The sequence below is a fragment of the Nocardia veterana NBRC 100344 genome, from assembly GCF_000308855.1.
Classification (GTDB): Bacteria; Actinomycetota; Actinomycetes; order Mycobacteriales; family Mycobacteriaceae; genus Nocardia; species Nocardia veterana.
The window spans coordinates 96,039-121,021 of record NZ_BAGM01000101.1 but is presented as its reverse complement, the minus strand read 5'-3'; the positions used below and the strand labels follow the sequence as shown (position 1 = coordinate 121,021).

Genomic DNA, 24,983 nt, shown 5'->3' with positions numbered 1-24,983 from the left:
TTCTCGGCGGGACAGCTGCGGGTGTGAGGGATGTGATGGACTCTGAAGCCAATCGGCCGCCCGGGACCGCGCCGCAGCAACCGGGTTCGTCGTACCCGTTCGGTCCGCCCCTGCGTGCTGCGGGCTGGCCCGCGCCGCCGCCGATGAGCCCGCCCGTCCGGGACTCGCAACCGGCCGCCGCGCCGCCACGCATTGTCCGGCGCCCGACCGAGGCTCCCGAAGCACCCGAGTGGGCGATCGATCCCGATGCCATCCAGCGCGCACTCCGACCGGCCACGCGACCCGTTCGGCGAGCGGGCAACGCGCGGCGGTGGCTGATCGCCCTCGCCGTGGTGTTGATCGCGGCGGTCGTGGGCGTCGGGGTGACGATGGCGGTCGGCGCCGAGCGGCACGAGCCGGGAACCCCGGCCGCGCTGCCCGCGGCGTCGACGAGCACCGTGGCGACCAGCGCAGTGACCGCCGCAACCACCGCCCCGGCGATCGGACCTCAGATTCCGCCCTGTCGTGCCGAATCGCACGACGGCATTACCGTTGGCAACGGCGCCGGCGGCGTCACCGACGGTCCGAACGCGATCCTGGGATTCGAGTATTCGTATTACACCGAACGCAGTGGCGAACGGGCTCAGGCGTTCGTCGCGCCCGACACCGTGAACGTGGCCGCGGCCGAGGGTCTGCAACAGGCCATCGATTCCGTGATTCCGGTGGGCACCACCTACTGCGTCCGCATCGTGGCCCGGGAACCGGACCTGTTCGATGTCGACATCGACGAGTATCGGCCGGACGGGCACCAGACGACCTATCACCAGTCGGTGCGCACCGTGGTCCGCGACGGGCGGACTCTGCTCTACGAAATCCGCGGCCGCTGAGGGTATTTCGCGCGGGACTGTACCGCTGCCACAGGCGCCGGTACGCTCCGAGATGCCCCGCGCGCGAGAGGATGAGCCATGACTACTCGCATTGTTTCTCGGCAATGCACCCTGTGCGAGGCGCACTGCGGCATCCGGGTGACCGTCGACGGCGATCGGGTGATCCGGATCGAGGGCAATCCGGACGACGTGCTGTCACAGGGCTACATCTGTCCCAAGGCGACGGCGATGGGCGCGCTGCACCACGATCCGGACCGGCTGCGCACGCCGGTACGTCGCGTCGGTGACCGATTCGAGCCGATCGGCTGGGACGAGGCCTTCGCCGAGATCGGCCGCCGGCTGCGCGCGATCCGTCGCGAATCCGGCCCCAGCTCGATCGGTATGTATCTGGGAAATCCTGCGGCACACAGTTCTTCGGTTCTCTACGGTGTGCTGCTGCGAGTCGTGCTGCTGACCCGCAACTTCTACTCGGCCTCCTCGATCGACCAATTCCCGCAGGAGTTCGCGGCGTGGCGCATGTTCGGCTCCAACGTGCTGATGCCGATCGCCGATATCGACCGCACCGATCGGCTGGTGATCCTCGGCGCGAACCCGGCGGTGTCGAACGGCTCGGTCACGACCATGCCTGATGCCAAACAGCGGATCAAGAACGTGCGTGCCCGAGGCGGCACGGTCGTGGTGATCGACCCGCGCCGGACGGAGACGGCGCGGCTGGCCGATCAGCACATCGCCGTCGTGCCCGGCGGCGATGTCTATCTGCTGCTGGCCGTGCTGCACGTGCTGATCGCCGAGAATCTCTGTGACGAGCGCGCGGTCCGGGCCCGCTGTTCGGGATGGGAGGAACTCCGCGAGACCGTCGCCGACTGCACCCCCGAATGGGCGGCCCCGTACGCGGGGGTCGACGCCGACACCATTCGTTGCTTCGCGCGTGACCATGCCGCCGCGCGGTCGGCCGTGCTGTACGCCCGGATCGGCGTATGTCAACAGGTCACCGGCACGCTCACGCACTGGCTGGTGAACACCGTCAACGCGGTGACCGGCAACCTGGACCGGCCGGGCGGGCAGATGTTCGCGACCGCCCCGGTCGACGCCACTCGGTTCGGTAAATACCTGCCGGTGGGCTACGGGGCGTGGACCGACCGTTCCGGCCGCTACAAATCCTTCCGCTCCGAACTGCCGGTCGCGGCGTTGGCCGACGAGATCCTCACCGAAGGGCCCGGCCGGATCCGCGCGATGATCACCTATGCGGGCAATCCGGTGCTGTCGACGCCACAGCGCGGCCGGCTCGACGCCGCGCTCGAATCGCTGGATTTCTTCGTGGCCGTGGACATGTACGTCACCGAGACCAGCCGGCACGCCGACATCATCCTGCCGCCGGTCTCACAGCTGGAACGGGCGGATGTCAACCTGCTGTTCCCGGTGTTCAGCGTGCGCAACAACCTGCGCTACGACGCGGAAGTGTTCGCGCCGCCGGCCGACGGACTCGAGGACTGGCAGATCCTGGCGCGGATGATCACCGAGGTGCTCCCGCTGCCGGCCCGGCGGTTCACCGGCCGGATACTCGACGCGGTCTTCGCGCGACTGTCGCCGATGCGCCTGGCCGCGCTCGGCATCGCGGTCGGACCCTACGGGATCCTGCGGCGGGGCCGGGCCGGCCTGACGATCGCCAAGGTGCGCGCGACGCCCGGGGGAGTGGACCTCGGACCGCTGCGACCGCGCCTGCGCGCACTGATCGGCACCCGTGACCGCAAGGTCCGGCTCGCTCCCGATGATTTCCGGGGGGCCGTGCGCGAACTGTTCGCCACCCGGCCCGACGGCCCGTCCGCCGGAACCGATGGCTACGACCTGCGTCTGATCGGGCGACGCCACCTGCGCAGCAACAATTCCTGGCTGCACAACGTCCCGGCGATGGTCAAGGGACGCGATCGCTGCACCGTCCTCATGCACCCGAGCGACGCCGGCGCGCGCGGCCTGACCGACGGTGAACCGGTGAGGGTTTCCTCCGGCACGGGTTCGATCGTGGTCACGCTGGAGGTCGGCGACGACATCCGCCCCGGCACCGTCGCGATTCCGCACGGATGGGGGCATCGTGAACCCGGCGTCGGCTGGCGGGTCGCGGCCTCGCTGCCCGGCGCCAATGTGAATCTGCTGCACGATCCCGCGCTGGTGGATCCGTTCTCGGGGACCGCGGCGGTGAACAACACCTGGGTGCGGGTGACCGGGGCCGAGTAGCCAGCGGGATCGCCGCGACGCCCGGATTCGCCGCGTGTGGCGGCATCCGTTGTGGTTGGCTGTAGCGTCAGCGGAACAGGCCGACCGACCGGAAGGGTGCCATGGCTGAGGAAGTGCTCGCGGAGATGGTGTCGACCGTCTTCCAGATCGTCGCGCAGGAAGGCGCGGCCGTTCGGGAGGGCGACACCCTGGTGCTGCTGGAGTCGATGAAGATGGAGATTCCGGTGGTCGCCGAATCCGACGGCACCGTGGCCTCGATCAACGTCAAGCCCGGTGACGTGCTGCAGAAGGGCGACCTGATCGTGGTCATCTCCTGAAACGGTCGCGTTCGGGTGCACGCTGCACCGGCCGCCGCCGGTGACGTAACCTCTGATCTCGTAGGTACTTGGGTAACTCACCGGGAACGCCCGGAACTGTTTCGGGCCGCAATCGCCGTCCCGCAACGCAGATCTCGCGGCACGTACTGGTGCGCGGAATTTCCGGAGAGGCGGAACTGTGTCGACGCTGAGTGATCTGCTGGCCGAGCATACGGACCTGCCCGGTGCGGCGGTGGATCATCTGCAGCGCGTGGTCGGCGATTGGCAGCTGCTGGCCGATCTGTCGTTCGCCGATCTGCAACTGTGGGTCGGAATCGGGCCCGTCACCGACGGCGCCGACGTGGTGTGTGTCGCACAGTGCCGGCCCACGACCGCGCCGACCGTGCAACCCGACGATCTGGTCGGCACCCTGGCCTCGCGCCAGGAGCATCCGCAGATCTTCCAGGCCCTGTCCACGGGTGAGATCGTGCGGGTCGAGGGGGACGGGGAGTCCACCGGTGTCTATCACCCCACCCCGGCCCGGGTGATTCGCGAGGGCATTCCGGTGCGCTGCGGAAACGACGTGATCGCCGTGCTCGGCCGCGATACCGACATGCAGCGGTCCACGGTGCGCGGCAGCCTCGAGCAGGCGTATATGAGCTGCGCCGACGACCTGTGTCAGATGATCGCGGACGGCACTTTTCCGACGCTCGAGGATCGCACCGGGTCGCATTCCAGCCCGCGGGCCGGCGACGGCTTCATCCGGCTCGACACCGACGGGATCGTCGTCTACGCCAGCCCGAACGCGCTGTCGGCCTATCACCGGATGGGCCTGCAGAGCGAACTGGCCGGCCAGGATCTCGCCCAGTCCACCCGCTCGCTGATCACCGATCCGTTCGACGCCCAGGAGGTCGTCACCGACATCCAGGCCGCGCTCGCCGGCAAGTCGGGACGCCGGATGGAGGTGGAGGCGCGCGGCGCGACCGTCCTGCTGCGCACTCTGGTGCTGCGCCCGCACGGCGAACTGGCCGGGGCGGCCGTGCTGGTCCGCGACGTCACCGAGGTCAAACGTCGCGACCGCGCGCTGCTGTCCAAGGACGCCACCATCCGGGAAATCCACCACCGGGTGAAGAACAATCTGCAGACCGTGGCGGCGCTGTTGCGCCTGCAGGCGCGCCGGACCGAGAACGAGGAGGCCCGGGTCGCGCTCACCGAATCGGTGCGCCGGGTCACCTCCATCGCCTCGGTGCACGAAATGCTGTCGATGTCGGTGGACGAAGAGGTCGACCTCGACGAGGTGGTGGATCGGCTGCTGCCGATCATGGCCGACGTGGCCACCGTGCACACCGCCCGGATCAAGGTGCGCCGCGACGGTTCGCTGGGAGTTTTCTCCGCCGAACGCGCGACCCCGCTGGTGATGGTGTTGACCGAATTGGTGCAGAACGCCATCGAGCACGCCTTCGATTCCGGCGAAAACGGCACCGTCACAATACGTTCCGAGCGTTCGGCGCGCTGGCTGGATGTGATCATCAGCGACGACGGCCGCGGGCTGCCGGAAGGTTTCAGCCTGGAAGGTTCCGACCGGCTCGGATTGCAGATCGTGCGCACCCTGGTGACCGCGGAACTGGGCGGTTCGATCGGTTTGCACCCGGGCGCCGATATCGGTACCGATGCGGTCCTGCGAGTGCCGCTGGGCCGCCGCAACGCACGCTGATAAAGGCGGTGCGGAGCCGATCGGAACCGCAGCAGGGAAACAACCCCCGCTCGCGGAAATCGGAAACCGGCATTCACCGTCCGCGCCGAAATTCGCGGAAAACGGTCCATTAATACAGTGAAGCCCGGCACCTTTCCGGTGCCGGGCCGAATGCGTTACTGGCCGGAGGCTGTGCGGTGGTTCCGACCGGTAACGCCGAGCGTCGTATCAGACGACGCTGCGCGTCCTGGTGCGAGCGTTCCGCCGCTTCAGCGCCCGACGCTCGTCTTCGCTCATGCCACCCCACACGCCGGCATCCTGCCCGGAGGACAGGGCCCAGGACAGGCAGTCGGCGGTCACGGGGCAGCGGGCGCAGACCAGCTTGGCATCGGCAATCTGCGCGAGCGCCGGACCACTGTTACCCACCGGGAAGAACAGTTCGGGGTCCTCGTCGCGACAGATGGCCTTGTGGCGCCAGTCCATTCCTCTGCTCCTTTGCATGGGCGCCGCAAGGCGCCGCTGGTTTGTGGTCAGTTCACTTGTGCGACTCGAATGTTTCCGCACGGTTGCTTGTGAATGCTTTCACGAACACCGTAGATGTCAATAGCCTTTTGGTGCACCGTGGGGAAGCTCACGCTCTAAAGCCCTGAACAGCCGGGCCCGCGGAGTCCTTTGTACTCGCTTGTCTCGGTTTTCGCAGCGCAACTGCGATGTTTCTCAACTGTGTCGAGCGGATTCCGGCTTCGGTGCCACCACTTCGAGCACTTCGGGCACCGAGGTGAAATCCACCACGTTGCGGCGGCCGATGAAGTCGCCATCGATTTGCAGGCCGACCTCGTCGTCGGCCTCGATTCGCACCGTCGAAACATCGTCGACGCGAAACAGGTTGCGGCCCTTGGGATCTCCATTGGAGGCCAAGAGTTGCCGGGCTACCGACAGTGTGGGCAATACCCCCATCGTCCGCATCGCAAACACACCGAGTCCGCGTTCGAAGCTGGTGCCCGGATTCGTGCGCACCGGGGTGTTGTCCAGGTACGTCCACGGGCTGGTGTTGGTCACGAAGGCGTAGTGCACGCCGGGCACCGGATCGTGGTCCGGCACGTGCACGGTGATCAGCGGATCGCGCCGCTTGGCTCGGAAGAACTGGCGGACGGTGGTGCGCAGATACCGGGCCGGGGTGGCGGCATGGCCGGCTGCGCGGCTGCGGTCGATCGCCTCGCAGACATCGGCGTCGAGCCCGACCCCGGCGCTGAAGGCACACCAGCGGCCGTCGGCGACCATCAGGCCGATGCGGCGGTCACCGGCGTGGGTGCCGCCGCCGTCCAGGGACAGCAGATCGATGAGCTGATTGGTCGCCGCCACCGGATCCGCCTCGATCCCCAGCGAGCGCGCGAACACGTTCGCCGAACCGCCCGGGATGACGCCCAACCTCGGGAGCCAACCTCGTTGCGCGCCAGCCGATTCCGCCGCGTCGACTGCGGGCAGCGGCAGGAATCCGTTGATCGTCTCGTTGACGGTGCCGTCGCCGCCGTGCACCACGATCAGGTCCATCCGCGCCTCGGTCGCCCACTGCGCCAGTTCCGCCGCGTGGCCGCGATGCTGGGTGTGCGCGACGATCAGCTGGGTCCGGCTCTCCAGGGCATGGGCGAGCAGATCGCGAGTGGCCGGAGTGGTCGAGGTGGCATTCGGGTTCACGATGAGCAGCGTCCGCACCCTGAGCAGCCTACTGAGCGATCGCCCCGGGATCCGCACGGTGGAGGCGACCACGGGTGCGCGGGGGAGTTCGTCCGGTTCTACGCTGGGCGGGTGGCGAAGCAGAACGCGGACAGCGACAGCACCGGAACCGCAGGCACGGCCGACCCGACCCCGGGCACGGTGCGCGGTGCGGGCGCGCTGGCAGCTCTCGAGGGTCTGATCGGAGTGATCATCGCGATCGTGCTGGTGGTGCGAGGCGCGACCGAAACGCACGATTCCGCGGTCTCCGCCTACGGAACCGCCGCCTGGTTCGTCATCCTGGCCGGTGCGGTGCTGGCGGCCGGGATCGGGCTGCTGCGGGGTAAGCGCTGGGGCCGCGCCATCGTGGTGATCGCGCAGATCCTGCTGCTGCCGGCCGCGTGGTACATGCTCAGTTCACATCGGCCCGAACTGGCGATACCCGTGGGCCTCGCCGCGTTGATCACCCTCGGACTGATCTTCTCCCCGCCCTCGGTGCACTGGATGGCGCAGGCCTACGACGACGCGGACTGACGCCACATCGGCCACAGCAGCGGACCGCCGCCGGTGGCGTCGAGCTCACCGCGCAGGACGAAACCGAAGCGCTCGTAATACGCGATGTTGCTGAACTTGCTGGACTCCAGGTACGCGGGGGCGCCGACCCGGTCGCAGCGGGCCAGTCGCGGCGCCAGCAACGCTTGTCCGTAGCCCTGGCCGCGGACGCTCGGGTCGGTGCCGAGGATGGCGAGATACCAGTGCGGGTCGTGCGGGTGCGCCTCGCTCATCCGCTGAGACATCCGCCCGGCGGCCGCCAGCCGCCAACGGAAGGCTCGCGCCAGCGCCGGCAGCATCCGCAGCGATTCGGCATCGTCGGCGTTACCCGTTCCCGGCGGAGCCCATACCGCACCGCCGACGATCCGGCCGGAGGCGTCGAAGGCGGCGTCGACCGCGCCGTGCGGCAGATACAGGTGGCGGATCAATGCCGCGAACATCACCGCCGCGCGCCGGGAGCGGTGGCGTTCGGACCGGATGCACCACTGCATGATCGGATCGTCGTGGAACGCGCGGCCCAGCATCCGGGACAGCTCGGGTACTTCCGATTCCACGACGGGCCGAACGGTGACCTCCATCGGTCCACCCTATGCCCGGGCCGGTACCGCAACGGCGGCCCGGCCGCTGCCGGCGGTCGCTGCGATCAGCTGTCGAGCTCGGCCAGCCGGGCGTCGAGAAAGGCGCGCTCGGTGGCGTTCTCGGTGAGCAGCAACGCTTCGGTCAGCGCCTGCCGGGCCTCCTCGCGACGCCCGAGTTCGGCGAGGAAATGGGCTCGGGCGGCCGGGAGATATCCGTAGCCGGCGAGCTGCGGTTCGGCGGTCAGCGCGTCGAGCGCGGCGACTCCGGCGGCCGGCCCGTCGGCCATGCCGGCAGCGACCGCCCGATTCAGCGCCACCACGGGCGAGGGCCACAGCTGGATCAGCACATCGTAGAGACCGAGAATCTCGCGCCAATCGGTCTCCGCATAGCTGGGTGCCTCCGCGTGCACGGCCGCGATCGCGGCTTGGAGTGCGTAGCGTCCGGGTTGCCGTTCCAGGGCCGAGCGGACCAGGGCCAGGCCCTGACGGATGCGGTCGCGATCCCAGCGGGAGCGGTCCTGATCGGCCAGCGCGATCATGCCGCCGTCCGGAGCCAGGCGGGCCGCACGGCGGGCGTCGGTGAGCAACAGCAGGGCCAGCAGGCCGGCGATCTCCGCGTCGTCGGGCAGCAGGGCGTGCAGCATCCCGGCCAGATCGATGGCACGTTCGGTGAGATCGCGGCGAATCAGCGCGTCCCCGGACGGCGCGGTGTGGCCGGTGGTGAACAGCAGATGCACCACCGCCAGCACCGCCTCGATCCGCTCCGGCAGTTCGGCCGGATCCGGCACCCGGTAGGGGATGCCGGCCGCCGCGATCTTCTTCTTGGCCCGGGTGATCCGCGCCGCCATGGTCGATTCGGTGACCAGGAAGGCGCGGGCCACCTCGGCGGTGGTCAGCCCGCACACCAGCCGCAGGGTGAGCGCCACCCGAGCCGGCTGGGCCAGCGCCGGGTGGCAACAGGTGCAGATCAGGCGCAGCCGATCGTCGGGGTAGTCCTGCGCCGAATCCTCCGGATCGCCGAGACTCGTTGTCTCGGAATTGATTTCGTCCGCGACGAGCAACGGTAGCGCCCGGCGCGCGGTCGCCCGGCGGCGCAGCAGGTCCAACGCCCGGTTGCGGGCGACGGTGGTCAACCAGGCGGCCGGGCGGGCGGGAATCCCGCGCGTCGCCCACTGGACCAGTGCGCGCGCATACGCATCCTGGACGCATTCCTCGGCGAGTTCGATATCGCGGGTCACCCGCACGGTCGCGGCCAGCACGAACGCCCATTCGTGACGATGGGCGGCGGCGACCGCGGCGGCGACCGCGTCCGATCCGGACCGGGCGGGCGCGGCCGCCCGAGCGTCACCGACCCGCTCCTGCCCGATCATCGAGTCAGGCCAAGTCGCGAATCGGACGGACCTCGACGCCGCCCTCCGCCATCGGCACCTGGCGGGCGATCGCGATCGCGGCGTCCAGGTCGTCGGCCTCGATCAGGTAGTAGCCGCCGAGCTGCTCCTTGGTCTCGGCGAACGGGCCGTCGGTGATCACGACACCGCCGGCGCCGTCGGGGCGCAGGCTGGTCGCGGTGTGGCTGCGGTGCAGCGCGTTGCCGCCGCGCAGGGCCGCGGCGTGGGCCTGTCCGAACTCGCGGTGGCTGGTCATCATCGGGCTGCCCGGTTCCGGTTCCGGCAGGGCGCGTTCATCCTGGTAGATCAGGATCAGGTACTGCGACATGGTTTCGTCCTCCGAGTGGGTGGCCCGCCTTTCGAGCCATTCAACTCTTCGACGTTCGTCGCGCGGCCGGATCGACACCCGCAGGGGGAAAATTTCACCGAGCCCCGGCCAGCCGGGACAACGCGTCACCGCTGAGCCGGAAACCGGTCCACTCGTCCTGCGCCACCGCACCGAGCCCGCGGTAGAACTCGATCGAGGGGGTGTTCCAGTCCAGCACCGACCAGTCCACCCGGGTGTATCCGTGCGTCACCGCCTCGCGGGCCAGTTCCGCCAACAGCGCCTTGCCCAGGCCGCGGCCCCGGGCCGCAGGGCGGACATAGAGGTCCTCGAGATAGATCCCGTGCTTTCCGGTCCAGGTCGAAAAGTTGAGAAACCAGATCGCGCAGCCCACCACCGGGGAATCGGCGTCGAGCGTGGCGACGTGCGCGAACAACGCGGGCGCCGGACCGAACAGCGCCGTGTGCAGATCGTCGGCGGTGAGCGCGCACTGCTCGCGGGACTTCTCGTATTCGGCGAGGTCGTAGACCAGATCGACGAGTGCGGGCACATCCGCGGGGGTGGCGCGGCGGATCATCGGACCTCCTCGGCCGGGACCAGATTGTGGGCCAGGATGGTGCGTGCCTGATGGTCGTGGCCGAGCACGCTGAGCGCCGCGGTGGACAGGAAGAACCGCCGCCCCTCCCGGGCCGGGAAACCGGCCCAGCGCGCGATCAGCACCCGGGAGAAATGCCCGTGGCCGACCAGCACCACATCCCGGATCCGCAGGGCCGGCGCCACGGATTCCAGGACCCGGTCGGCGCGCGCACCGACCGCATCGACCGATTCACCGCCGGGCACGTCACCGGTGAAGATGGTCCAGCCGGGGGTGGACTCGCGGATCTGTGGGGTGGTCAACCCCTCGTATTCGCCGTAATCCCACTCCACCAGCTCGTCGTCGATGCGCGGCTCGGGCAGTCTCGCCAATTCGGCCGTGCGCACCGCTCGCTGTTTGGGGCTGGTGAGCACCAGCGGATCACTGAGGTCCAGGCCGGCCAGCACCGTGGCGGCCGCCCGGGCCTGCCGTTCACCGCGTTCGGTGAGCGCGATATCGGTGCGCCCGGTGTGTCTGCGCGCCGCCGACCACGCGGTTTCGCCGTGGCGCAGCAGCACCAGCCGATACTCCCTGTCCGATGCACTCATGATCTCGATCATGCCGCACCGCGCGGGCGGGTTCCGGGGCGGATCAGGCGGTGCCGTACAGCCGGCCGCCGCGCAGCTCCAGCACCACCGGGCCGCTGACCGCCAGCGATATCGGCTCGCCGTGATAATCGCTGCGCCGCAGCGGAATACGCTTCTGCTGAATGCCGGTGCCCGGATCGAGTGCCGCGATACCGTCGGCGACCGGAACGAGAATGCTGCCCGCCATCATGGCCGGGGATCCGAGCGCGTCCGGCGCCGTCCACAGCGGCTCGAACGTGGTCGCGTTCAAGGCGATCACACTGTTGCCCGTGAAGACGAAGTAGGCGGAGCCGAGCCGCGTCACCGTGCTGTCCGCCCCGATCGGAGCGGTGAGCCTGTGCACCGCAACGGAATTGGCGGCCGAGTCGTAGATCGCGAATTCCGGTGGGGCGGCGTCGGTTCCGGGCAGGTAGAGCGCGATACGGTTGTCCGAGACCGCGATCACGCGCGCGTTCTCGGCCGCACCCCCGGGTTCGGTGAGTACGTGCGAGCCGTACTCCTCCGGCGCGGAGGCGTCCTTGGGAGCGGGATTCAGGACGGTGAGCCGGTCGGCGACATCGTCGGGGCAACGCTCGACCACCGCCAGCCGGCTGCCGCCGGAGGCCGCCGACAGCAACCGGCAGCCGTGGCGGGGCTGGGTGTGCGGGTTGACCGGCGCGTCGACATAGCCGTATTCGAGGGTGCGGACCAGATCCGAGCGCCACACTTCCAGCCGGTCCGGGCCCTGGGCCAGCACATAGGTGCCGTCGGCGGACAGCCGCACGCGCGAATCCAGGTAGCTGCTCCGGGCGGTGCGCCGCCGCCCGTCCTCGGCGCCGAGCATCGTGGTCTGACTGCATCCGCGCTGGTCGCGATAGGTGGCGATAACGGTGGCGAACTGACTCTCCACTCCGCACAGCGGCAGGTCGCGCTGATATCTCCACAGCTGCCAGCCGGTCTCCGGATCGAGCCCGCGCACCGTGCCGTCGTCGGCGGTGATCGCGACGCCGCTCGAGGTCAGCGCGCGGGTGGCCGCCCCGTCGGAGGCGTGCCACCGTTCGCTCAGCGCGTCCGGAAGCCGGCCGACCGACGGAGCCACCGATGCCGGATGCGCCGCGGGATCGGATTCGGTGCCGCGGGCGTCGCTGGTCGCCCAGACGACAGCCGCCGCGATCGCCACCACGACGGCGATCGCGACTGCGGCATAGAGGTCGGCGCGCGTCCGCCGCTCGGGTGCGAGCACGTCAGCGAGACTAACCGATTCGGCGATCAGGCCGACGCGGCAGTCCGATCGGTCCCGCTCGCGTCACTGCCGCTGTCGGTACCACTCGCCGCCGCGGTCGCGGTGGCGTCGCCGGATTCGGCCGCGGTCTTGCGCCGCCGCCGGCGGCGACGCCGAGCCGGCTTGTCGCCCTCGGGCTGGTCGTCCGAAACCGGCTGCGCTGCAGCCGCTTCGGTCGACGAGGCGGGGGTGTCGGATTGCGCCTCGTCGGTCGCGGGCGCGCCGGATTCGGAATCGATCGGCTTGCCCCCGCGGGTGCGGCGGCGGTTGCGCTTGCGCGGCTGACGCGGTTCCCGCTCGACCACCACGGCATCGGGATCGCGTTCCGGAGCGCGCCGCAGTGTGCCGGTCGCGTCCTCCGGAATGCCGAGGTCGGCGCGCAGGTGCTCGGACCGCGAGTAGGTCTCGACCGGCTCCGGAATGCCCAGTCCCAGTGCGGAATTGATGCTCTCCCAGCGGTGCAGCTCGTCCCAGTCGACCAGGGTCACCGCGACACCGGTCCGCCCGGCGCGGCCGGTGCGGCCGATGCGGTGCACGTAGGTCTTCTCGTCCTCCGGGCACTGGTAGTTGATCACGTGGGTGACATCGTCGATATCGATGCCGCGAGCCGCGACGTCGGTGGCGACCAGCACGTCGATCTTGCCCTTGCGGAATTTGTCGAGCGCCTTCTCGCGCGCGATCTGGCCCAGATCGCCGTGTACCGCGCCGACCGCGAAGCCACGTTCGGCCAGATCGTCGGCGACCTTCTGCGCGGTGCGCTTGGTCCGGGTGAAGACCATGGTCGCGCCGCGGCCCTCGGCCTGCAGCACGCGAGCGATCAATTCGCTCTTGTCCAGCGCGTGCGCCCGGTAGACGAACTGCGCGGTCCGGTCGTGCACCGCCGAATCGTGCGGCTCCTCGGCCCGGATATGGGTGGGCTTGTGCAGGAACGTGCGGGCCAGGGTGATGATCGGCCCGGGCATGGTGGCCGAGAACAGCATGGTCTGGCGCTGGTCCGGAACCATCGACAGAATGCGCTCGATATCGGGCAGGAAGCCCAGGTCGAGCATTTCGTCGGCCTCGTCCAGGACCAGCACGCCGACCTTGCCGAGGATCAGATGCTGCTGTTCGGCCAGATCGAGCAGTCGGCCGGGGGTACCGACGATGACGTCGACGCCCTCGCGCAGGGCCGCGATCTGGGCGTCGTAGGGCCGGCCGCCGTAGATCGAGGTGATGCGCAGCGGGCCCCGCTGATTGGTCAGATATTTTCCGGCGTTCTCCAGATCCTGGGTGACCTGAATGCACAACTCGCGGGTGGGCACGATGACCAATGCCCGCGGCGTCCCGTCCAATGCGGTGGTGCCGGAATCGGTGGTCGAAATTCGATGCAGCAGCGGAACGCCGAAGCCGAACGTTTTACCCATTCCGGTCCGGGCCTGGCCGATCAGATCATCACCGGCCAGGGCCAGCGGGAGGGTCAGCTCCTGGATCGCGAAAGTATGTTCGATTCCGATCTCGCCCAGTGCGCGCACGATTTCCGGGCGCACGCCCAATTCGGCGAAAGTCGGCGTGGTGTGGGTGGGGTCCAGTTCTGCGGTGAGCAGGGTGTCCGCCAACCCGGGTTCTTGTTCTACGGTGATCTTGCTCAGGGTCAGTGCCTTCCTCGTGTGAATCGCATCCCGCGCGCACGAGGGTGGATTGGGACCGGAATTCCGGGCCACCACATATCCGGCGGTTTCCACCTGCACTCTCGCCACCGAGGACGCTGCCTGGGCGCGGCGCAAAGGTGTCGCGGATCTGGTGCGCGCACATTTTCGGCGGGCTTCGGTTACCCCTGTCGCGCCGGCCCGATCGACCGGTCTCGATATGCCGGCCGGGATATGGCTGCGCGACCCAAAATTTCCGTTGCCCACAGTGATTGTAGCGTGATAGCTTTCTTCGCCGCGCTTCCGCTGTCCGCCGGCCGGGTCGGCGCTCCCGGTCCGTTTGTGGCACATGGTAATTCGGGGTGTTCGAAGAATTGCGTCCGCGCCCGCGCTCCGATTTTCTCGACGCGGTGCTGACGTCCGATATGTCCCTTCCCGTGCATGGACGACGCCGGCCGCGCCGGACCGGGCGTGGTCCAGCCCACATATGTGAGACGGACTGTCACGGGATAAATTGATCGAGTGAGCTTGGCAGAGACCGTGGGCGTCGCCGCCCGCAACGCATGGGCGCTGACCTTCGGCGATGGGATCGAGGCGCCCGCTCCCACGCCGTCGACCGTGCTGTGGGACGAACCGCACCGGTTGCTGCGCCGCTACGATATCGACCCCGGCGGTCCGCCGCCGGTCGACGACGCGGCCGTCCTGCTGGTTCCGCCGCTGGCGGCTCCGGCCGTCTGCTTCGATCTGCGGCCGGACCAGAGCGTGGCCAAATTCCTGCTCGACCTCGGCCGCCGCCCCTATCTGATCGACTACGGCGAGATCGGGTTCGCCGATCGGCGGATGGGCTTCGAGGACTGGGTCGACGACATCCTGCCCGAGGCGGTGCGGCGGGTATCGGCGGACCGGGACGGCGCGCCCGTCGACCTGATCGGCTGGTCCCTCGGCGGCGTGCTGTCGCTGCTGACCGCGGCCGCCGATGTGACACTGCCGATCCGCTCCATCACCGCGGTGGGGGCGCCGTTGGACTACAACCGGGTCAACGGTGTCCCCCAGGTGCGCGCGCTGGCCCGGATCGACGGCGGCCGCACGATGTCGACGCTGATCCGCGCGGCCGGCGGTGTGCCCGCGCCGCTGACCCGGCTGGCCTACCGGGCCGCGGCCTGGGATCGGGAGCTGCGCCGGCCGCTGTTCCTGGCGAGCAATCTGGCCGATTCGGCGACACTGGCCCGGATGGAGACCATCGACCGGTTCCAGGCCCAGCTGCCCGGATATCCGGGCCGGTTCTACAACCAGCTGTGGAGCCGGTTCATGTTGGCCAACGACATCGGCAAGGGTGTCGTCCACGTGGGCCCGCGGCCGATCGCGCTGGCCGAGATCACCGCACCGGTGCTGCTGGTGGGCGGTACCCAGGATGTGATCACGCCCGCGGCGGCGGTGGAACACGGCCGCACCACCCTCACCGGCGCGCGCGAGGTGCGCTACGAGAGCGTGCCGGGCAGCCATCTGGGCATCCTGATCGCCCGCGACACCACCTGGGGCCACCTCGAGAAGTTTCTGCGGGACCAGTCGTGAACGGCGCCGCGGCGACCGGTCGCGGTGCCGCCGCGACGGCCTTCCGCTGCCGCAGCCGGACCGCGACCTACTAGGCTGGGCTGCATGGGTGCAAACACATCTGGCGCGCTGGGTGTTTCGACCGAATCCGACCACCGAATCCCCGCCGACCATCTCGGTGTCACCGACCTGTTCGCGGTGCTCGCCTACGGTGAGATCTCCGCGTTCTACCGACTGGCGGAAGAGGCGAAATTATCGCCCACGCTGCGGGGAAAGGTCGCCGTGGCGAAGATGGCCGCCGCCGAGATGGCACATTTCGAAACGCTCGAGCGCGCGCTACAGGACCGCGGCGTCGACGTCTTCGACGCGATGGCGCCGTTCGTCCGGGCCCTCGACGCTTATCACGCCTCGACCGACCCCTCGACCTGGCTCGAGTCGATGGTCAAGTTCTATGTCGGCGACGGGATCGCGGCCGATTTCTACGCGGTGCTCGCCGATGCGCTCGCTCCGGATGTGGCCGCGGTGGTTCGCGATGTGCTGGCCGAAACCCACCACTCGGAATTCGTCGTCGAGGAGGTCCGCCGCGCGGTCACCGTCAGTCGGTCCGAACGCGACCGGCTGACGCTGTGGGGCCGCCGCCTGCTCGGTGAGGCGATCACCCAGGCGCAGTACGTGATGGCGCAGCGGGACGAGCTGACCGAACTGGTCCTCACCGCGACCGGAGACCTGAACGGCGTGGCCGCCCTGTTCGAGCGGATGCAGAATTCGCACGCCGAGCGGATGCGGGTGCTGAGCCTGGGCTAGTCCCGGCCGTTGTTCGCTGACAGCACAGGCCCGCGCGTCGGCGCGGCAACCCCCGCTGCATTAGCCTGAGCACGACACATCTGGACTCTAGGAGGTTGGCCGTGGAGGTCAAGATCGGCATTTCGGATAGCCCGCGGGAACTGGTGATCGCCAGCTCGCAGACCCCCGAGGAGGTCGAGGCGCTGGTGTCCGGCGCGCTGAGCGGTTCGGGTGGGGTGCTGTCCCTGGAGGACGAGAAGGGTCGCAAGTACCTGATCCAGGCCGCCAAGGTCGCCTACGTCGAAATCGGCACCTCCACCAGCGGCCGCGTGGGTTTCGCCGCGGTGTAGCAGCGACCGCGGCCGACGTCGCCGCGGGCGTGACGAACGAAAAGGCCCCGGTTTGCTGTCGAAGCAAGCCGGGGCCGAAACATTTGCTGATCTCCCGAACAACATAGGTCACTCGCCGGGCGCGCCCGCGTCCTCGATTCAGGACCGCGCGGAAACCTCCGCGGCACTCGCTTGTTCGCAAATACCTTGTTCGCGAATACGCGCAGAGCGCTCAGCGCTGGGAAAGCGGAACGCGCGACAGCCCACCCCAGCAGAGCTGAACGGTGGTGTCGACCGCCTCCTCCTTGGGAATCGGCCGATCGGCTTCGAGCCAGTAGCGGGCGGTGATCTGGCTGGCGCCGACCAGTCCGACCGCCAGGATGCGGGCCCGGTACGGGTCCAGCCCGGAATCGTGGGCGACCAGATCGAAGACCGCGTCGACGCAGGCCTCGGTGGCCTGCTCGACCCGGCGTTGCACCTGCGGCTCGCTGGTCAGGTCGGATTCGAAAACCAGCCGGAAACCCTGGGTTTCGTGGTCGACGAAGTCGAAATACGCGGCGACGGCGGCCCGAACGCGCTGCCGGTTGTCGGTGGTCGACCGCAGCGCCTGGCGGACGCTGGAGACCAGCGCGTCGATGTAGTTCTGCAGCACCGCGAGATAGAGTTCCAGCTTGCTCGAGAAGTGCTGGTACAGAACGGGTTTGGAGACGCCGGCGCATTGCGAGATCTCGTCCATGCCGGCGGCGTGGTAGCCGCGGAGCACGAAGACCTCGCTGGCCGCGGCGAGCAGCTGAGCACGACGGGCCTCCCGGGGTAGGCGAGTTCCGCGCTTGCTCGGTGCCATGGCCTCGGACGACAGTCGCGAGGACGTCATCCGGTCCACGAGGTCAGTCATTTCGGTTCTCCCAGTCGATTCCCGGCGGGAACGTGGATGTGCACGGTATCCAACGAACGATACTCGTTCGTGATGCAGCTCGCTGCGGGTCGGGTGCACTGGCTGGGAAGCCGATCCCGTTCCTGCCGTTGTGGTATTCGAATAACGTCCCACACCTATTGGCAACCTGTCAGTAACTGGTTGCCGTGAGAAATCTCGCACAGTCGTGAGATTTCTCGCAACCCCGGCCGGTCGGGGCAGGGATGTAGGTGCGCTCGAACAGGCTGTGAGACTCTGTTTCGGTGAGCGACCAACGGGGCAGAACTACCGGCGGGCCCGATTCGCGCCGCCCCGCGGGCACCCTGGCAGCACGTGTGGGATCGCTCGGCACCACACGACGAAATCGGCAGCAACCCGACCGCGAGTCCGAGGTCTACGATCCGCTCGGTCTGTATTCCGGCGACGACAACTCCGACGACAGCGCGGGCGAGGGCGGTGCGAACTCGGGCGCAGATGGTTTCGGCGCCTTCGCCGGCAGCGGAACCGACCTGTCACATCAGCCGTTGCGCGCGAAGTGGGATCCCACCGGGGCGCACGACGTCAATCGGCCACGGCCCGAACGCGATACGAAGAAGCAGAGCGCGCTGGGCCGATTCGTCTCCACCTATGGCTGGCGCGCCTACGCCCTGCCGGTGCTGGTGATCATCACCGTGCTGGTGATCGTGGATGCCGTCAAGGGGGGTACCGATACCGGCGGCCGGTCCACGCCCGCGCTCGGCCGACTCAGCCAGCACACCAGCAAGGCCGGAATCATCGGCGCCCCGCCGAAGGGCGACGGTAAGTTCGGCGGCGATCTGCCCTCCGGCGCCCTGCCCGCGGGCGGGCCGTTCACCGAGGCGGCAGCAGGTACCTGGCATATCGTTCCCGGCGTATCGGCCCAGGTGGGAGCCGGTCAGGAACACGTGTTCAGCTATACCGTCGAGGTCGAGAACGGAGTCGACACCAGCTCGCTCGGCGGCGACGACGCGGTCGCCAAGATGGTCGAGGCGACCCTGGCCAACCCCAAGAGCTGGACCCACGATCCGCGCTTCGGCTTCCGCCGCATCGATACCGGCGAACCCGATTTCCGGGTCTCACTGACCTCCCGGCAGACCACCAAATCGGTCTGTGGATTCGAGATCCCGATCGACTCCTCCTGCTACAACTCCGATCTCGGCCGCGTCGTGTTGTCGCAGGTGCGCTGGGTGCGCGGGGCCACGTCCTTCGAGGGCGATATCGGGTCATATCGTCAGTACCAGATCAACCACGAGGTCGGCCACGCGATCGGTTACCACGAGCACCAGCCGTGCGAGACCGACGGGGGACTGGCGCCGGTGATGATGCAGCAGACCTTCGGCACCCGCAACAACGACATCGCCGTCCTCGACCCGCAGGGCGTGGTGCCGATGGACGGCAAGAAGTGCCGGTTCAACCCCTGGCCGTATCCTCGTGGGTAGGTAGCGGCACGCCGGCGCCGCGGGGAGGCGGCCGGGAAGAACGGCCCGATGCACCGTGTTGCAACCAGGAGCCCTATCGGCGAATTCGATTCGAGGAGTCTGCGACGTGTCATCACCACAGTCCCTGCCGCCACTGGTCGAACCGGCCGCGGAGCTGACCAGGGATGAGGTCGCCCGCTACAGCCGGCATCTGATCATTCCCGATCTCGGGATGGACGGTCAGAAACGTTTGAAGAATGCCAAGGTGCTGGTGATCGGCGCGGGTGGGCTCGGTTCGCCGGCGCTGCTGTATCTGGCCGCCGCCGGTGTCGGCACCCTCGGCATCGTGGAATTCGACGAAGTCGACGCGTCGAATCTGCAGCGCCAGATCATTCACGGCGAATCCGATATCGGTCGCAGCAAGGCCGACAGTGCGCGCGATTCCATTCTGGAGATCAATTCCGGCATCGATGTGGTGCTGCACAAGATTCGGTTGGAGCCGGAGAACGCGGTCGAACTCTTCGCGCAGTACGACCTGATCGTCGACGGCACCGACAACTTCGCCACTCGCTACCTGGTCAACGACGCCGCCGTGCTGGCCGGCAAGCCCTATGTGTGGGGTTCGATCTACCGGTTCGAGGGCCAGGTCTCGGTGTTCTGGGAGGACGCTCCCGATGGCCCGAACGGGGAGAAGCGCGGCATCAACTACCGCGACCTGTACCCCGAGGCGCCGCCGCCGGGCATGGTCCCGTCCTGCGCCGAGGGCGGCGTGCTGGGCGTGCTGTGCGCGTCGATCGGTTCGATCATGGTCACCGAGGCGATCAAGCTGATCACCGGCATCGGTGAGACGCTGCTCGGCCGGTTGATGGTCTACGACGCCCTGGACATGAACTACCGCACCATCAAGCTGCGCCGCGATCCGGAGCGTCAGCCCATCACCGAGCTGATCGACTACGAGGCGTTCTGCGGGGTGGTCTCCGAGGAGGGGCAGGCCGCGGCGCAGGGTTCCACGGTGACCGCGCGGGAACTGAAGGACATGCTCGACGCAGGTAAGGATGTCGCGATCATCGACGTCCGCGAACCCGTGGAGTGGGATATCGTCCGCATCGACGGCGCGACGCTGATTCCCAAGGACCGCATCCTGTCGGGTGAGGCGCTGGCCGAACTTCCGCAGAACACGCCGATCGTCCTGCATTGCAAGACGGGCATTCGCTCGGCGGAGGCGCTCGCGGCACTGAAACGGGCCGGCTTCTCCGATGCCACCCACCTTCAGGGCGGAATCATCGCTTGGGCCAACCAGATCGACCCGAGCCTGCCCGTCTACTGACGGCGGTCATCGCCGTCCGATGCCCGGCGCGGCGCCCCGAGTGGACAAGTTTCCGGGGTTACGGTACGGCCGTGACATCTGTCGAACCTCCGGAGCATGTGCGGGCCACCTTCGGCCTGCGCGAAGTGACCCCGGTCGCGCTGGGCGACTGGGACGGTGGGTGGCGATGCGGAGATGTGGTGCTCAGCCCGGTCGCCGATCATGCGCGCGCCGCGTGGTCGGCGAAGGTCCGGGAGACATTGCAGGTGGACGGCGTGCGGCTGGCTCGGCCGGTGCGCGCGACCGACGGTCGCTACGTGGTCTCCGGGTGGCGTGCCGACACCTTCATGGACGGCACGCCCGAACCTCGCCACGACGAGGTGGTGTCGGTGTCGTTACGCCTGCACCACGCGACCGCCTCGTTGGAGCGTCCGCGTTTCCTGGTCCAGCAGCCGATCGCGCCCTGGGTCGATGTGGACGTCTTCGTCGCCGCCGACCGCGCGGCCTGGGAGACGGTCCCGCTGCGCAGCCTGAAGGCCGGTGGGATGTTGCCGGTGACCACGCCCGACGGCCGGCACAGCCTGGATATGCTCGCCCAGCTGGCGACCCTGCGTAAACCGGTGCAGGTGCCCGCACAGCTGGTGCACGGCGACCTGTTCGGCACGGTGTTGTTCGCCAACGGGCAGGCACCCGGTCTCACCGACATCACCCCATACTGGCGGCCCGCGTCCTGGGCGGCCGGGGTCATCGTGGTCGACGCGCTGTCGTGGGGCGGCGCCGACCCCGGGCTGCTGGAACGATGGTCCGATCTGCCGCAGTGGTCGCAGATGTTGTTGCGCGCGGTCATGTTCCGATTGGCGGTGCACGCGTTGCATCCGCGGTCGACGCCGGAAGCGTTCCCCGGCCTGGCCCATACCGCGGATATGATCCGGCTGATGCTCTAGCGGGCCCGCCGCTCGAATCCGAGCGGCGAGCCCGACGGTTCCGCCCCGGCGCGTATCGGCGCCGGTCGATATATCCGGTCCTATACGCCCGCGTGCGCCAGCGAGGGCATCCGCGTCACGGCGAACGATGAGCGCAGGTAGAACCACCAGGTGAGGCCGCTCATCACCAGGAAGGCCACGGCGTAACCCCAGAAGGCCGGCGCCATCCCGCCGAAGTGGATATTCGACTCCCGCAGCGCCTGCTGCAGGATCCAGCCGCCGGCCGCGCCCACCGCACCGACCACACCGATCGCCGCACCGGCCTGCCGCTTGGCCGCGGCGACCGCGACCGCCGGATCCTGTCCGGCCTCGGCCGCGCGGCGTTTGGCCTCGGCGCCGAAGATCGACGGGATCATCCGATAGGTCGAGCCGTTGCCGATTCCGCTCAGTACGAACAGCAACAGGAACGACAGCAGATACAGCGGGAAGTTCTTCATCGACAGCGCGGCGACGATCAGCGCGGTGGCCGCGGCCATGCCGGTGAAGACGTAGACGGTGATCCGCGCGCCGGTGAATTTGTCGGCGATCCAGCCGCCGAAGGGCCGGCTCAGCGATCCGACGAAGGCGCCGAGAAAGGCGAGATTGCCGATCGTCGACATCCACCCGATCTTGGCCAGCTCGGGAAAGGTGGATTTGAGCAGGGTGGGGAAGGCGAAGGAGAAGCCGATGAACGATCCGAAGGTGCCGATGTAGAGCACCGCCATGATCCAGGTGTGCCGATTGGTCAGCGCCAACCGGTAGGAGCTGCCGTCGGATTTCGCGTTGGTGATGGAGTCCATGTAGCGCAGCGCGCCGATCATCGCGATCACGATGAAGGGAATCCAGACCAGTACCGCCAGCGTGATGCCGAACCGGTATCCCGCGGGATCCTTGGCGAGTACATGGGTGCCGAGGGTGATGATCAGCGGTACCAGCAGCTGGGTCTGGGCGACGCCCAGATTGCCGCCCGCGGCGTTGATACCCAGGGCCGCACCCTTCTTCCCTTCGGGATAGAAGAAGTTGATATTGGCCATCGACGAGGAGAAATTGCCGCCGCCGACGCCGGCGAGGGCGGCCAGCATCATGAACACCCAGAACGGGGTGTCCGGCTGGTTGACGAAGTAGGCCAGGCCCAGTGTCGGTAGTAACAACATGCCGGCGCTGAAGACCGTGAACGCGCGGCCGCCGAACTTCGGGATGGCGAAGGTGTAAGGAACCCGCAGCGCGGCGCCGACCAGCGTCGGGGTGGAGGTCAGCAGGAGTGAATTTCCGACGGCGTCGGGGCCACTCAGATAGTGGAAGCCCGCCGACCCCATGGCGGTCACGACGCTGGCCCAGAGCACCCAGACGCTGAACCCGAGATTCTCGGAGAACACCGAGAAGGTCAGATTCTTGCGGGCGGTCCGTTTTCCGCCGTTCTCCCAGAAGGTTTCGTTGTCGGGTTCCCAATGATCGAGCCAGCGTCCGCGGGCCTGATATCGGAAGGCCGGGGTGGATGCCGTGGTCACAGCGGCGTCGGTGGTGGATGTCATCGGCGCGTCCTCTCGAACGGGGGAGACCGCCCTCATCGTGGTGTTGTCGCCCGAAATGCCGGGCGGTGCGGTCGAATCCACGGTAGGAACGCGGGATTACGCCCGGTTCACCGCCGATGACGTTCGCAGCAAATCTCGCTCACGGGCCGCCGAGCACCGTGGTGACGACTCGTTTACCAGCCGTGGTTCGCTCGCGCGGACCACCGATCTCCGGGGCGGCGGGTAGCTCACCGGGAGTGCCCGACGCTGTCCCCGGTGCCGTTCGCCGGCTCCGCGGCCGTGTCCGGCTCCGCACGACCCCCGGCGGTGCGGGGCGGTGGGCCGGCGTATTCGGCGATCATCGAGCCGAGGAAGCAGTGGGCGGCCCGGGCCGCGCGTTCACTGTCGCCGTCGATCACGGCGTGGACCAGTTCGGCGTGTTCGTCGTGGTAGTCCTCGCCGTATTTGACTGTGCGGGAACGGATCACATCTTCGATGACCGGTAGGAGCGAATCGTAGAATTCGAGGTAGACCGTGTTGTGGCTGGCGGCGACGATGGCTCGGTGCAGGGCGACATCGGCCTCGATGGCGGCGGCGGTGTCGCTGCCCCAGGTGCGGTGGCGCAGATCGAGCAGGCGCAGCAGGGTCTCGACGTCGTTGTCGTCGCGACGCAGCGCGGCCAGCCGGGCGGCCTGCACGTCGAGCGCCTGCCGCAACTCGAGGACATCGCGCTCGACGGCGTCGGCGAAGTATTTGGTCAGGGTGCCGCCGAGGTCGGAGGCGGCGATGACATATGTACCCGACCCCTGTCGCCGCTCGAGCATGCCGGCGTGCACCAGCGCCTGTACCGCCTCGCGCACGGTGTTGCGACCGGTGCCGGTGAGGGTGGTGAGTTCCGGCTCGGTGGGAATGCGGGAGCCGATCGGCCAACGCCCCGAACGGATTTCAGCGCGCAGCTGCTCGGTGACCTGAGCGATGAGGCTGGTCCGCCGGACTGGTTGCACGGCCAACAGAGTACCCCTCCTCACATTTGTTGCCTGCTTTCATCCAATCATCCTATGATTTTTCGGTGACGGTTACTACCAATCAGCAGTCGAGCACCGACCTCCGCCGCCGAGCGCTGACCGAAGGTCGGGTGCTGGTACTGGTCGCGATCGTCGTCTCGGCGCTCACGTTGCGCGTCGCCGTCACGGCGTTCACGCCGTTGGCCGAGCGGATCGGCGCCGATATCGGCTATTCCACCGCGATCGTCGGCGTCTTCGGCATGATTCCGACGGCGATGTTCGCGCTCGCCGGTCTGATCACCCCGATATGTGTGCGGTGGCTCGGTCTGGAACGCACGGCGCTGGTGGCCATGCTGATGGCGGGGACCGGGCAGCTCACTCGCGCCATGGTGCCCGACACCTGGGAGCTGCTGTGTCTGTCGGCGGTCGCCCTGGCCGGGATGGGTATCGGTAACGTCGTGATCCCGCCGCTGGTCAAGCGCTATTTCGCGGATCACCTGGCGGTGCTGAGTTCGGTCTACATCACGATGGTGCAGATCGGCACGGTCATTCCGGCGCTGATCGCGGTGCCGGTCGCCGACGCGGCCGGATGGCGGGTGTCGCTCGGACTGTGGGCCCTGATCGGTTTCGCCGCCGCGCTGCCGTGGCTGGGTGTGCTGCGGGACCGGCGCGGACGGGATCGGGTCGACGCCACCGCGGTCGCCGAAATACCGGGCGAAGAACCGGCGCGCGGCAATATCCGGCGCTCGCCGCTGGCCTGGGGGATGGCCGCGATGTTCGGGATGACCTCGTTGATCACCTACTCGATGTTCACCTGGCTGCCGAAAATCCTGAGCGACGCCGGCGCCGACGCCGCCTTCGGCGGCACGATGGTCGCCTTCTTCTCGTTCATGGGCTTGGCCGCCGCGTTGACCGCGCCCTCGTTCACCGCCCGGATCCGCAATCCGTTTCCGATCGTAATCGGCTGTGCCGTAGCGTTTTTCGCCGCATTCGCCGGACTACTGATCGCGCCGATGGCGGCGCCGTGGCTGTGGGTGCTGCTGCTGGGCCTGGGCCCGAGCACCTTCCCGATGGCGCTCACCCTGATCAACCTGCGCACCCGCACCCAGGCCGGTTCGGCCGCGCTGTCCGGCTTCACCCAGGGCATCGGCTACACCGTCGCCTGTGTGGGTCCGCTGCTGTTCGGCGTCCTGCACAGCGTGCTGGGCGGTTGGGGCGCGCCGTTCGCCCTGCTCGCGGTTGCCGTGCTGGTGCTGCTCGCCGGCGCCTGGCAGGCATGTAAGCCGCGGATGCTCGAGGACACCTGGAACTAGTCCACCGCGCCGGCCCGGGCCGCCGGATTTCACCGCTGGGGTTGCGCCGCGGTGAGCCGGTGGTCATGATGTGAGCCGACGCTCGCGCGGTGTGGTCCGGACCACGTGCTCACCGCCGCCCACCG

Annotated in this window: 24 protein-coding genes; 12 read left to right on the top strand and 12 right to left on the bottom strand. The window is 68.4% G+C overall.

Annotated features, from left to right (window positions below):
* Positions 1-35: 35 nt before the first annotated feature.
* The 4 genes from ON37_RS31075 to ON37_RS19555 all read left to right on the top strand — a co-directional run bounded on the left by ON37_RS31075 (position 36) and on the right by ON37_RS19555 (position 5,108).
* Positions 36-866: a DUF8176 domain-containing protein gene (locus tag ON37_RS31075; protein WP_157171510.1), complete on the top strand. Its 831-nt coding sequence runs from the start codon at positions 36-38 to the stop codon at positions 864-866.
* A 78-nt stretch (positions 867-944) separates the two neighbouring features.
* On the top strand, positions 945-3,098 hold the full coding sequence (locus ON37_RS19565; protein ID WP_040721187.1) for a molybdopterin oxidoreductase family protein: 2,154 nt from the start codon (positions 945-947) through the stop codon (positions 3,096-3,098).
* A gap of 101 nt (positions 3,099-3,199) precedes the next feature.
* Entirely contained in the window at positions 3,200-3,415 is a 216-nt protein-coding gene (locus ON37_RS19560; RefSeq protein WP_040721185.1) for a biotin/lipoyl-binding carrier protein, read from the top strand.
* A 178-nt stretch (positions 3,416-3,593) separates the two neighbouring features.
* Positions 3,594-5,108 (top strand): sensor histidine kinase, encoded by a 1,515-nt coding sequence (locus ON37_RS19555; protein ID WP_040721183.1) that lies wholly within the window; start codon positions 3,594-3,596, stop codon positions 5,106-5,108.
* 207 nt (positions 5,109-5,315) lie between these two features.
* On the opposite strand, the gene ON37_RS19550 is transcribed toward ON37_RS19555, so the two are convergent.
* On the bottom strand, positions 5,316-5,570 hold the full coding sequence (locus ON37_RS19550; RefSeq protein WP_030516005.1) for a WhiB family transcriptional regulator: 255 nt from the start codon (positions 5,568-5,570) through the stop codon (positions 5,316-5,318).
* Positions 5,571-5,804: 234 nt separating this feature from the next.
* Complete coding sequence (locus tag ON37_RS19545) at positions 5,805-6,800, bottom strand: diacylglycerol/lipid kinase family protein (protein ID WP_040721181.1); 996 nt, start codon at positions 6,798-6,800, stop codon at positions 5,805-5,807.
* A gap of 93 nt (positions 6,801-6,893) precedes the next feature.
* On the opposite strand from ON37_RS19545, the gene ON37_RS19540 reads away from it, so the two are divergent.
* Positions 6,894-7,334, top strand: a complete 441-nt coding sequence (locus tag ON37_RS19540) for a hypothetical protein (protein WP_051031791.1) — start codon at positions 6,894-6,896, stop codon at positions 7,332-7,334.
* Here ON37_RS19540 and ON37_RS19535 read toward each other — a convergent pair.
* The 7 genes from ON37_RS19535 to ON37_RS19505 all read right to left on the bottom strand — a co-directional run bounded on the left by ON37_RS19535 (position 7,316) and on the right by ON37_RS19505 (position 13,777).
* Positions 7,316-7,930 carry a GNAT family N-acetyltransferase gene (locus tag ON37_RS19535; RefSeq protein ID WP_040721179.1) on the bottom strand — a complete coding sequence of 205 codons (615 nt, stop codon included), beginning with the start codon at positions 7,928-7,930 and terminating at the stop codon, positions 7,316-7,318. The two genes, ON37_RS19540 and ON37_RS19535, sit on opposite strands and share 19 nt — an antisense overlap.
* A gap of 65 nt (positions 7,931-7,995) precedes the next feature.
* Positions 7,996-9,300: an RNA polymerase sigma factor gene (locus ON37_RS19530; RefSeq protein ID WP_040721177.1), complete on the bottom strand. Its 1,305-nt coding sequence runs from the start codon at positions 9,298-9,300 to the stop codon at positions 7,996-7,998.
* 4 nt (positions 9,301-9,304) lie between these two features.
* The gene (locus tag ON37_RS19525) at positions 9,305-9,646 is read right to left on the bottom strand and encodes a YciI family protein (RefSeq protein WP_040721174.1); all 342 of its coding nucleotides are present in this window, start codon (positions 9,644-9,646) and stop codon (positions 9,305-9,307) included.
* Positions 9,647-9,740: 94 nt separating this feature from the next.
* Positions 9,741-10,220 (bottom strand): GNAT family N-acetyltransferase, encoded by a 480-nt coding sequence (locus ON37_RS19520; protein WP_040721172.1) that lies wholly within the window; start codon positions 10,218-10,220, stop codon positions 9,741-9,743.
* On the bottom strand, positions 10,217-10,825 hold the full coding sequence (locus ON37_RS19515; RefSeq protein ID WP_040721263.1) for an acid phosphatase: 609 nt from the start codon (positions 10,823-10,825) through the stop codon (positions 10,217-10,219). The genes ON37_RS19520 and ON37_RS19515 overlap by 4 nt, the downstream gene beginning before the upstream one ends.
* A 43-nt stretch (positions 10,826-10,868) precedes the next feature.
* Positions 10,869-12,086, bottom strand: coding sequence for an Rv3212 family protein (locus ON37_RS19510; protein WP_040721170.1), 1,218 nt, complete (start codon positions 12,084-12,086; stop codon positions 10,869-10,871).
* 26 nt (positions 12,087-12,112) lie between these two features.
* Entirely contained in the window at positions 12,113-13,777 is a 1,665-nt protein-coding gene (locus ON37_RS19505; protein WP_040721262.1) for a DEAD/DEAH box helicase, read from the bottom strand.
* A gap of 495 nt (positions 13,778-14,272) precedes the next feature.
* Between ON37_RS19505 and ON37_RS19500 the strand changes: the two genes are divergently transcribed.
* From ON37_RS19500 to ON37_RS19490, 3 genes are all read left to right on the top strand, one after another.
* Positions 14,273-15,322, top strand: coding sequence for an alpha/beta fold hydrolase (locus tag ON37_RS19500; protein WP_040721168.1), 1,050 nt, complete (start codon positions 14,273-14,275; stop codon positions 15,320-15,322).
* 84 nt (positions 15,323-15,406) lie between these two features.
* Positions 15,407-16,105, top strand: coding sequence for a ferritin-like fold-containing protein (locus ON37_RS19495; RefSeq protein ID WP_040721165.1), 699 nt, complete (start codon positions 15,407-15,409; stop codon positions 16,103-16,105).
* Between the two features lie 101 nt (positions 16,106-16,206).
* Positions 16,207-16,434 (top strand): DUF3107 domain-containing protein, encoded by a 228-nt coding sequence (locus ON37_RS19490; RefSeq protein WP_040721163.1) that lies wholly within the window; start codon positions 16,207-16,209, stop codon positions 16,432-16,434.
* A 211-nt stretch (positions 16,435-16,645) separates the two neighbouring features.
* Here ON37_RS19490 and fasR read toward each other — a convergent pair whose 3' ends face one another.
* The gene (gene fasR / locus ON37_RS19485) at positions 16,646-17,308 is read right to left on the bottom strand and encodes an HTH-type transcriptional activator FasR (RefSeq protein ID WP_030515992.1); all 663 of its coding nucleotides are present in this window, start codon (positions 17,306-17,308) and stop codon (positions 16,646-16,648) included.
* Positions 17,309-17,835: 527 nt separating this feature from the next.
* Here fasR and ON37_RS19480 point away from each other — a divergent pair.
* The 3 genes from ON37_RS19480 (at position 17,836) to ON37_RS19470 (ending at position 21,012) form a co-directional block, all read left to right on the top strand.
* On the top strand, positions 17,836-18,783 hold the full coding sequence (locus ON37_RS19480) for a DUF3152 domain-containing protein (protein ID WP_051031801.1): 948 nt from the start codon (positions 17,836-17,838) through the stop codon (positions 18,781-18,783).
* Between the two features lie 106 nt (positions 18,784-18,889).
* A complete protein-coding gene (moeZ, locus tag ON37_RS19475; RefSeq protein ID WP_040721160.1) occupies positions 18,890-20,089 on the top strand; it encodes an adenylyltransferase/sulfurtransferase MoeZ in 1,200 nt (399 codons plus the stop codon).
* A gap of 71 nt (positions 20,090-20,160) precedes the next feature.
* Positions 20,161-21,012, top strand: coding sequence for a TIGR02569 family protein (locus tag ON37_RS19470; protein ID WP_040721158.1), 852 nt, complete (start codon positions 20,161-20,163; stop codon positions 21,010-21,012).
* Between the two features lie 80 nt (positions 21,013-21,092).
* Here the strand turns inward: ON37_RS19470 and ON37_RS19465 are convergent, their stop codons facing one another.
* A complete protein-coding gene (locus ON37_RS19465) occupies positions 21,093-22,562 on the bottom strand; it encodes an MFS transporter (RefSeq protein ID WP_040721156.1) in 1,470 nt (489 codons plus the stop codon).
* A gap of 227 nt (positions 22,563-22,789) precedes the next feature.
* On the bottom strand, positions 22,790-23,545 hold the full coding sequence (locus tag ON37_RS19455) for a FadR/GntR family transcriptional regulator (RefSeq protein ID WP_083893123.1): 756 nt from the start codon (positions 23,543-23,545) through the stop codon (positions 22,790-22,792).
* Between the two features lie 65 nt (positions 23,546-23,610).
* On the opposite strand from ON37_RS19455, the gene ON37_RS19450 reads away from it, so the two are divergent.
* Positions 23,611-24,858, top strand: coding sequence for an MFS transporter (locus ON37_RS19450; RefSeq protein WP_245553270.1), 1,248 nt, complete (start codon positions 23,611-23,613; stop codon positions 24,856-24,858).
* Positions 24,859-24,983: the final 125 nt, after the last annotated feature.

What these genes read in the sequence shown, in the direction of transcription:
- ON37_RS31075 (WP_157171510.1), top strand. Translation starts at nt 36, where the DNA reads ATGGACTCTGAAGCCAATCGGCCGCCCGGGACCGCGCCGCAGCAACCG.
- ON37_RS19565 (WP_040721187.1), top strand. Translation starts at nt 945, where the DNA reads ATGACTACTCGCATTGTTTCTCGGCAATGCACCCTGTGCGAGGCGCAC.
- ON37_RS19560 (WP_040721185.1), top strand. Translation starts at nt 3,200, where the DNA reads ATGGCTGAGGAAGTGCTCGCGGAGATGGTGTCGACCGTCTTCCAGATC.
- ON37_RS19550 (WP_030516005.1), bottom strand. Translation starts at nt 5,570, where the DNA reads ATGGACTGGCGCCACAAGGCCATCTGTCGCGACGAGGACCCCGAACTG.
- ON37_RS19535 (WP_040721179.1), bottom strand. Translation starts at nt 7,930, where the DNA reads ATGGAGGTCACCGTTCGGCCCGTCGTGGAATCGGAAGTACCCGAGCTG.
- ON37_RS19530 (WP_040721177.1), bottom strand. Translation starts at nt 9,300, where the DNA reads ATGATCGGGCAGGAGCGGGTCGGTGACGCTCGGGCGGCCGCGCCCGCC.
- ON37_RS19525 (WP_040721174.1), bottom strand. Translation starts at nt 9,646, where the DNA reads ATGTCGCAGTACCTGATCCTGATCTACCAGGATGAACGCGCCCTGCCG.
- ON37_RS19520 (WP_040721172.1), bottom strand. Translation starts at nt 10,220, where the DNA reads ATGATCCGCCGCGCCACCCCCGCGGATGTGCCCGCACTCGTCGATCTG.
- ON37_RS19515 (WP_040721263.1), bottom strand. Translation starts at nt 10,825, where the DNA reads ATGAGTGCATCGGACAGGGAGTATCGGCTGGTGCTGCTGCGCCACGGC.
- ON37_RS19495 (WP_040721165.1), top strand. Translation starts at nt 15,407, where the DNA reads ATGGGTGCAAACACATCTGGCGCGCTGGGTGTTTCGACCGAATCCGAC.
- fasR (WP_030515992.1), bottom strand. Translation starts at nt 17,308, where the DNA reads ATGACTGACCTCGTGGACCGGATGACGTCCTCGCGACTGTCGTCCGAG.
- ON37_RS19465 (WP_040721156.1), bottom strand. Translation starts at nt 22,562, where the DNA reads ATGACATCCACCACCGACGCCGCTGTGACCACGGCATCCACCCCGGCC.